6 protein-coding genes and 1 pseudogene are annotated in these 7,722 nt (G+C 64.1%); 4 read left to right on the top strand and 3 right to left on the bottom strand.

The annotated features are described in order from the left end of the window. From RQH62_RS13845 to RQH62_RS13830, 4 genes and pseudogenes are all read left to right on the top strand, one after another. Positions 1-127, top strand: a pseudogene (locus tag RQH62_RS13845) (UDP-glucose/GDP-mannose dehydrogenase family protein); the annotation flags it as partial. Between the two features lie 58 nt (positions 128-185). Further along, entirely contained in the window at positions 186-1,220 is a 1,035-nt protein-coding gene (gmd, locus tag RQH62_RS13840) for a GDP-mannose 4,6-dehydratase (RefSeq protein ID WP_311269314.1), read from the top strand. A gap of 10 nt (positions 1,221-1,230) precedes the next feature. Beyond that, on the top strand, positions 1,231-2,127 hold the full coding sequence (locus tag RQH62_RS13835) for an NAD-dependent epimerase/dehydratase family protein (RefSeq protein WP_311269313.1): 897 nt from the start codon (positions 1,231-1,233) through the stop codon (positions 2,125-2,127). A gap of 122 nt (positions 2,128-2,249) precedes the next feature. Then, complete coding sequence (locus tag RQH62_RS13830; RefSeq protein WP_311269312.1) at positions 2,250-3,419, top strand: polysaccharide biosynthesis/export family protein; 1,170 nt, start codon at positions 2,250-2,252, stop codon at positions 3,417-3,419. A 109-nt stretch (positions 3,420-3,528) separates the two neighbouring features. On the opposite strand, the gene RQH62_RS13825 is transcribed toward RQH62_RS13830, so the two are convergent. The 3 genes from RQH62_RS13825 to RQH62_RS13815 form a co-directional block, all read right to left on the bottom strand. After that, entirely contained in the window at positions 3,529-4,605 is a 1,077-nt protein-coding gene (locus RQH62_RS13825) for a mannose-1-phosphate guanylyltransferase/mannose-6-phosphate isomerase (RefSeq protein WP_311269311.1), read from the bottom strand. A 156-nt stretch (positions 4,606-4,761) separates the two neighbouring features. After that, positions 4,762-6,045 carry a capsular biosynthesis protein gene (locus RQH62_RS13820; RefSeq protein ID WP_311269310.1) on the bottom strand — a complete coding sequence of 428 codons (1,284 nt, stop codon included), beginning with the start codon at positions 6,043-6,045 and terminating at the stop codon, positions 4,762-4,764. Further along, entirely contained in the window at positions 6,038-7,669 is a 1,632-nt protein-coding gene (locus RQH62_RS13815) for a beta-3-deoxy-D-manno-oct-2-ulosonic acid transferase (protein WP_311269309.1), read from the bottom strand. The genes RQH62_RS13820 and RQH62_RS13815 overlap by 8 nt, the downstream gene beginning before the upstream one ends. Positions 7,670-7,722 lie beyond the last annotated feature (53 nt).

Raw genomic sequence — 7,722 nt, 5'->3', positions numbered from 1 at the left:
CGACCTCAAGCGCATCGCCCAGAGCATGAACGGCACCGCCCTTGTCGACCTGCGCAACATCTACCCCGCAGAAGAGGCCGCCGCCGCTGGCTTCACCCTCTCACGCGTCGGCGGAAAGGGCGATTGAGTATGCGACCGGGCCAGATGATGCGCCTTTCTCCTTCCGTCCGTTCGGGACTTTGCGCATGACCAGCGCCATCATCACCGGCATCACCGGGCAGGATGGCGCCTATCTGGCCCAGACCCTGCTCGACAAGGGTTACCAGGTCTATGGCGCTTATCGCCGCACCAGCTCCGTCAATTTCTGGCGGATCGAGGAATTGGGGATCGCCGATGATCCCCGGCTCCATCTGGTGGAATATGACGTGACCGACCTGTCGGCCTCGATCCGGCTACTCCAGCGCTCCGAAGCCACCGAGGTCTATAATCTCGCCGCACAAAGCTTCGTCGGCGTTTCCTTCGAGCAGCCGATCGCAACTGCCTCCATCACCGGTATCGGCGCGCTCAACCTGCTGGAAGCGATCCGGATCGTGAATCCCGCTATCCGTTTCTATCAGGCCAGCACATCGGAAATGTTCGGTAAGGTGCAGGCCGTGCCGCAGACCGAGCAGACGCCCTTCTATCCACGCAGCCCCTATGGCGTATCCAAGCTTTTCGCGCATTGGAGCACGATCAACTATCGCGAAAGCTATGGCCTGTTCGCGTGTAGCGGCATCCTGTTCAACCATGAAAGCCCACTGCGCGGCCGCGAGTTCGTGACGCGCAAGATCAGCGACGCCGTCGCCCGGATCGCGTTGGGCCAATTGGATTGCCTGTCATTGGGCAATATCGACGCCGCCCGCGACTGGGGATATGCGCAGGAATATGTCGAGGGCATGTGGCGCATGTTGCAGGCCGACGAGCCAGACAATTATGTGCTGGCGACCGGCCGTACGGAAACGGTGCGCACCTTCCTTCAACTCGCCTTCAAGTCCGCCGGGATCGCCATCGAGTTTTCCGGCGCGGGCGAGGCGGAGACTGCCGTCGACAGCCGCACCGGCAAGACGGTGATGCGCATCGACCCGCGCTTCTACCGCCCGGCGGAAGTCGACCATCTGGTCGGCGATGCCAGCCATGCCCAGTCCCGCCTCGGCTGGCGCCCTGAAACCTCGCTGGAAACTTTGTGCGACATGATGGTTCAGGCGGATATCCGGCGCAACCAGTCCGGCCTCAGCTTCTGACGGAGGGGCCATGGGCAAGCTGCTGATAACCGGATGCGGCGGCTTTACCGGGCGCCATCTGGCCGACGCGATGGCCGCCAGCGGCCATGAGGTCCATGCGCTGGTGCATGAAGGCGAAAGCCGCCCGATCCCGTCGGCGCAGGCGGTCCATCGGCTGGACATTACCGACCAGGCCGCCCTGTCCCGCCTAGTCCAGGCCGTGGCGCCCGATCAGGTCGTGCATCTGGCTGCCATATCCTTCGCCCCCCATGGCGATCTGGCGGAAATGTATCGTACCAACATCATGGGCACCCGCTATCTGCTGGGGGCGCTGGCGGCGTTGCCCCGGCGGCCGGATGCCGTGCTGGTGGCCAGCAGCGCCAATATCTACGGCAATCGCGGCGGACGCCTGACCGAAGATATGCCCGCTGTCCCGTTCAACGACTATGGCGCGACGAAGGCCGCAACGGAAATCGTATGCAACTTGTTCACCGACCAGTTACCGATCATCCTCGTGCGCCCGTTCAACTATACCGGCCTCGGCCAGCCGGCGGAGTTCCTTATCCCCAAGATTGTCGATCATGCCCGCCGCGGTATCACCCGGATCGAACTGGGCAATCTGGACGTGGCACGCGATTTTTCGGATGTCCGCATGGTGGTTGACGCTTATCAGCGTCTGCTCGCAACCCCTGCCAGCCACGGCCATGTCTTCAACATCTGCTCGGGCCGGCCGATCGCCCTGCGCACGCTGCTGGACATGATCGGCGAACTGGCCGGGCACCGCTTCGAACCCTCGACCAATCCCGCCTTCGTCCGGCCCAACGAACCCGCCTCGCTCTGCGGTGATCCGGGAAAACTGGAACGAACGATCGGAACGCTGCGCACCATCCCTATCGCCCAGACGCTGCAATGGATGCTGAACGGCTGACCGCAAAAGCAGACCAGTCCAAGCCACCGCTCATATTAAGCTTGCAACCCGCCATGGCCTATAGTGGATAGGCGACGGCAGTCCGGCCCTCTCGCCGACGGCCCTGAACATTGGAAGACCGCATGAATCGCCTGATCCAACAAGAGACGAAGCGCCCGCGCCGCCATGCCGCCGCCCTGCTCGCTTTGCTGATGCTCACTTCGGCCTGCACCTCGGTCGGCCCAGGACGGCAACGTATCCTGAACGCGCCGGAAAAATCCTCTATTCGCGGCATAGAGGTCGTCAATCTCGGTGACGGCAATTCACCCTATTTGACATCAGGGCCGGCATCGCCCGATTTCGCGACCAGCTTCGGCCAGTCCGCCCCGATCGGCCAGATCGTGGGCAAGGGCGACACGCTTCAGATCGCGATCTGGGAAGCGCCACCGGCTGTTTTGTTCGGTGGCGTCAGCGTCCCCGGCACCGTGACCGGCAGCCAGGGCACGCCCCTGCCTGACTTCCTGGTCGGCGATACCGGCCTGATCACCGTTCCTTTCGCGGGCGCGGTGCAGGCATCCGGTCGCACCCTGACCCAGATTGAACAAGAGATCGTCGCCCGGCTACGCAACAAGGCACATCTGCCGCAGGTTACGGCGCGCCTCGCGCAGAACGCCGCGTCTACGGCTACGGTCGTGGGTGAAGTCACTGCCAGCGTGCGCATGCCGCTGACCGCCAAGGGCGAAACCATCCTTGACGGCATCGCCGCATCGGGCGGCACCCGCCAACTGGCCGATAAGATCACGGTTCAACTCACCCGCAATGGGCAGAGCGTGATGATGCCGCTGCAAAGCGTGATCCGCGACCCGCGACAGAATATCATCTTGCAGCCCGGTGATGTCGTCACCGCACTGTTCCAGCCGTTCAGCTTCACGACGCTGGGTGCCGTGAAGCAAAATGCCGAAGTGCCCTTCGAATCGACCGGCCTCACCTTGTCGCAGGCGATGGGCCGGGCTGGTGGCCTGCTGTCCGCCGATCCCAAGGGCGTGTTCATCTTCCGCTGGGAGGATGCCACCCTGTTCCCGAACCGCACGGCCGACACGATCGTCAATGCCGAGGGGAAGGTACCGGTCATCTTCCGCGTCGACATGAAGAATCCCAGCACCTATTTCACGATGCAGCGGTTTCAAATTCGCGACAAGGACGTGATCTATGTCGCCAACAGCCCGATATCCGAATTCCAGCGGTTCGTCGGCATCATGGCATCCACGATCATCCCGGTCGTGTCCGTCGACAACGCCCTGTCCAGGAACTGATCGGCAAAACGCTCTGTCATAATGAAAAACCCAGGGACTGGATGGTCCCTGGGTTTCACGCGATCTCTCTGTAACCCGATCGCCGACCGGCCAGCCCGCCCGCACCGGATCAGGACAGCACGGTCGCCCGTCTGGTATGGGCGTCATGCAACGACTTCATGTCCGGCGAGCGACGGCGCGGCATAACCAGCACGCCTTCCGCCGTCGAGATGATGACGCAGTCGGTCATGCCCAGCGCCGCGACCGGCGGGCCACCATCGACCAGGATCAGGTTGCCGTCGCAATCGATCGCCGACACGTCGCCCCGGACCGCATTGCCATCGGCATCCTTGCTGCGCGCGGTCCACAGTGCATCCCATGATCCGACGTCGGACCAGCCGATGTCCACCGGCACCACCACGGCGCGATCGGTCTTTTCCATGACCGCGCAGTCGATCGAGATATTCGCGCTGGCCAGGAAGCCTCCCCGGTCCGGCCGCGACAGTCCATCCTGCGATTCTACGGCAGCCATCGCCGCCTCGATCGGCCCTGCAACATCGGGTGCGTGGCGCGCCAGTTCGCCCAGAAAAGCCTCCGGCGTGAACAGGAAGATGCCCGCATTCCAGCTATGCCGCCCATCCGCCAGATAGCGTTCAGCGACGGCCAAAGGCGGCTTTTCCACAAATTCCCGGACATGATGAACGCCCGATGCGCCATCCAGCGCATCGCCGCTTTCAATATAACCATATCCTGTCGCAGGATGGTCCGGCTGCACGCCAAACGTCACCAGATTGCCGGCCCGCGCCGCGTCGACCGCCTGCTCGACCTTTGCCAGGAACAGGTCGGGATCGGCGATGACATGGTCCGACGGCATCACCAGCATCAGCGCCGGCTCACCCCGGTCGGCAATCCAGTGCGCGGCCATGGCGATGGCGGCGGCGGTATTGCGCCCCTCAGGCTCCAGCAGAATGGCGGACGCATCAATGGCCAGCGCCGCCAGCATCCGCGTCAACAACTGTCCATGCTGCTCGCCGGAAATGAAGATCGGCGGCGCGAAATCGGCACGTCCCGCCACGCGCGCGATCGTGTCTTCCAGCATCGACTGTTCCGACACCAGGCTCAGAAATTGCTTCGGCCGGTCACCACGCGACAGGGGCCACAGGCGTGTCCCGGATCCGCCCACGAGAATGGCGGGATAGATACGCATGGAAAAACACTCCAGAAAGGCAGAACATGTCGGCATCGCGGCCAGAGGATCGCGCGCCGGTCATAGTCAGTGACGCAACAGGCCAGCCTCTTCCGTCACCGCCGCTATGCCATGATTATCTGAACAAGCCATAAAGTCTTTGCTACTTGCCGCTCGTCAGGCCGCATCGCCATGGACGATGTTGATCGCCCGACGCTTGCGCCGGCCATCATGGGGCATCGCCAGCAGGGTCGCCGGATCGCGCACCAGCCGATCCACCGCATTGTCGACCAGCATCTGCAACCCTTCCTCGCTCAGCAGACCGCCCCGGATCAGGCAGCGGTCGACCAGCACGTTACGGAAAGCGGCATAGAGCTTCATGTCGGGCGCGGCCGGTGCCGCCCAGAATTCATCCAGGCTACCGCGATAGACGACGCCGGGAATCTTGTAGACCGAATGGCCCAGCACGACGACCGGCTTGCCGCTGTTGAGCGCCAGCGTACCGACCGTACTGTTCACGGTCACGACGCCCAGCGACTTGTCCACCACCTCGGCAATGTCCCAGTCGGACAGATAGACTACACGGTCGGTCACGCCGTAATGGCTGGCGAGGCGATGGGTCAGGCGGTCCCATCCGACCAGTCCCGGATCGAGCGGGTGGCGCTTCACCACCAGCGACACGCCGGCCGGGGCATGCTGGGCGAAGCTCTTGATGACGAAGCGCAGCGCCGCACGCATATTACCGAAGGGCGAATGGATGCGGATCTGATAGTCGGAATTGAGCTGCAACGGCAGCGTGAAATAGGGCTTGTCCTTGACCGCCTCCCATTGCGCGCGCGACCGCCGCTCATGGCTCTGACGCATCACCAGTTTCCAGCACCAGGCGGCGGATTCCATCAGGAAGCTGTGCGGCCTGTGGGTGTTATAGAAGGGGAAATAAGGCCGCATCAGTGCAGAGGAGAGGCCGTTGCGCATCGTGTTGCGTGCTCGTGCGCGGAAGGTGGAGGGCACTGGCGGCAGGTCCGTCGCCTGCGGCGGCAGGCTGCGTGCCTGATCCATATACCATCGCGGGTCGAGCGGCAGGGTCGAATTGCCATTCACACCATCATCCTGCAACGTCATGAAATCGGGCCGAATATAGCCTTCCTCCACGACATGGACGCGCAAATCGCGCAACCGTGCCATACCATGGGCGGACGCATGATAGGGCCGGCAATCGCCATAAAGAATGAGGTCGGTGACCCCATGGTTGACGACGAAATCGTCAAAAAAGAGTGGCCAGTTGCGGAACGTGCCCCGATAATCCGTGGCATCGCCGGGCCAGTCGATCTTGTCGCCACCGTTGATGTTGATCCGCAGGGCGCGATGCCCCCGATCACGCAACGCCTGCGCCAGCATCGCGAAATAGGGGCCATGCGGCCCTTGCAGGAACAGAAAGGTTTTTGCGGCGGTGTCAACCATGCAGGAACTCGGCAAACAAGGTCATAAATCGGCGCAACTTCCCCTGTAGCGTCCGCAGCCGGATGAGCCATGTCACCGGCGGCGTCGATCCATTTGCCATGCGATCCACCATCACTTCCGGACCGCACGGCAACCGCGTAACCGGATCGATATAGCGAGGATAGAGAATGAGCGCCGCCGCCACAAGCTGATCCACGCTCAGTTGACGGCCGCGTCGACCAGTCGCCTTGGCGAAGTCACGTGTCAGCCCCCAGCCGGCATAGAAAGGCATGCCATGCACGGCGACGGCCCGGCCGCGCATCAGCGCCTCGAACCCGGTCAGCGACGACAGGACATGCACTTCGTCCACCGTCTGCACCAGCTGCATCAGCGGCGCGCCGGTGTCGATGGCATCCGCATGGGCCAGGACCGTCGCATCGGGCAGATGCCCCTTGCGATGGCCGGCCTGCACGTCGGGATGCGGACGATAGACGATCCAGGCGTCCGGCTCGGCGCGCCGTACCCGCGCCAGAAAATCCAGATTGCCGCCGACCCCGGCACCACCGAATCGCACGGACAGGTCGTCCTCCACCTGCCCCACCGCCAATATCGTGCGCCGTCCGGCAGGCAGGCCGATCATCTCGCCAGCCTGCGGCCCATATTTGGTGACGCCCGCAGCGCAGACCCGCTCCCGCAGCCGCGCCGCGCGCGCGACCAGCGCCGGCGGAAAATCATGCGTCGCCAGCAATGTTTCCAGATCGTTCGGCTTGCGCGCATCATAATAGATGCCGGTCCGGTCCACCACCACCGAACCGGGCGGATGCAGCGCCGCGCCCAGCCCGCGCGATCGCAGGAACCCATCCTCGACCTGTGCGATTTCCACGCCCGCCGCTGCGGCCTCCGCCGCCGTCCCGGCAGGAACGCGCGATGGCCAGACCGCCAGCGCACCACCTTCCCGACGGGCCAGACGCAGGCCGCCCTGCGCCGACAGGAACGGCGGCTTGCGCGAGCCATCCCACAGGAAATGGCCGATCGCCTCGCGCTTCCAGAAGGCCATGCCGCTGGCCGCCGCGATACCGCGATTGCCATCCAGATGCCGTCGCCAGTCGGCGAGCTGGACAATGACCTGTGCCACATCGATTGACGCACCGGTAAAACAGTCGCGATAGCGGGCGGCGGCCAGACGCGCCTTCAACCCCGTCCGCAACAGTGCCGGATCGACCGTCCGGCCGTCTTTACCGATGACCGGGACTGCCAGCAGACCCGCAACCAGCGCCAGTTCGTCGTCCGGCTCCGCATGCACCGCACGCACCTGCGCCACCAGCGCCCACGGATCGCAATCATCCGGCAGCTGCCGCCCCTGAATTCCTGCCCCCGATGATGCACCGACAATCCCGATCTGCGCCGGCACCAGCCCAGCCATCGCAGCGCCATCAAACGGCATGCCCGCACGCATCACCAGCACCAGTCCCTGCGGGCGATGGCCCCAATAATCGCCACCGACACGGGCTTCTGCCAGCAGGGCCAGCACCTCTTCCGATATCGACGACGCGCGCGCGCCTTCCCCATCCGGCGCGCTGACAGCGACGGTCGCGGGCGCAATGCCGGCAAAGGGCGGGGATCGCAGAAACGGCACGGCCATCATCAGCGCGCGGCAAGCCTCCGGCCCATTCGCGCCCCATCGCGCCGTGCGCCAGC

This window comes from Sphingobium sp. WCS2017Hpa-17, assembly GCF_031843765.1.
In the GTDB taxonomy this organism is placed as follows: Bacteria; Pseudomonadota; Alphaproteobacteria; order Sphingomonadales; family Sphingomonadaceae; genus Sphingobium.
The sequence above is the reverse complement of the archived record's forward strand: the minus strand, read 5'-3'. Positions and strand labels throughout refer to the sequence as shown.

Bases quoted from the DNA above. Each gene is read 5' to 3' on its own strand.
- RQH62_RS13825 (WP_311269311.1), bottom strand. From the start codon at position 4,605: ATGCGTATCTATCCCGCCATTCTCGTGGGCGGATCCGGGACACGCCTG.
- RQH62_RS13820 (WP_311269310.1), bottom strand. From the start codon at position 6,045: ATGGTTGACACCGCCGCAAAAACCTTTCTGTTCCTGCAAGGGCCGCAT.
- RQH62_RS13815 (WP_311269309.1), bottom strand. From the start codon at position 7,669: ATGATGGCCGTGCCGTTTCTGCGATCCCCGCCCTTTGCCGGCATTGCG.
- RQH62_RS13835 (WP_311269313.1), top strand. From the start codon at position 1,231: ATGGGCAAGCTGCTGATAACCGGATGCGGCGGCTTTACCGGGCGCCAT.
- gmd (WP_311269314.1), top strand. From the start codon at position 186: ATGACCAGCGCCATCATCACCGGCATCACCGGGCAGGATGGCGCCTAT.
- RQH62_RS13830 (WP_311269312.1), top strand. From the start codon at position 2,250: ATGAATCGCCTGATCCAACAAGAGACGAAGCGCCCGCGCCGCCATGCC.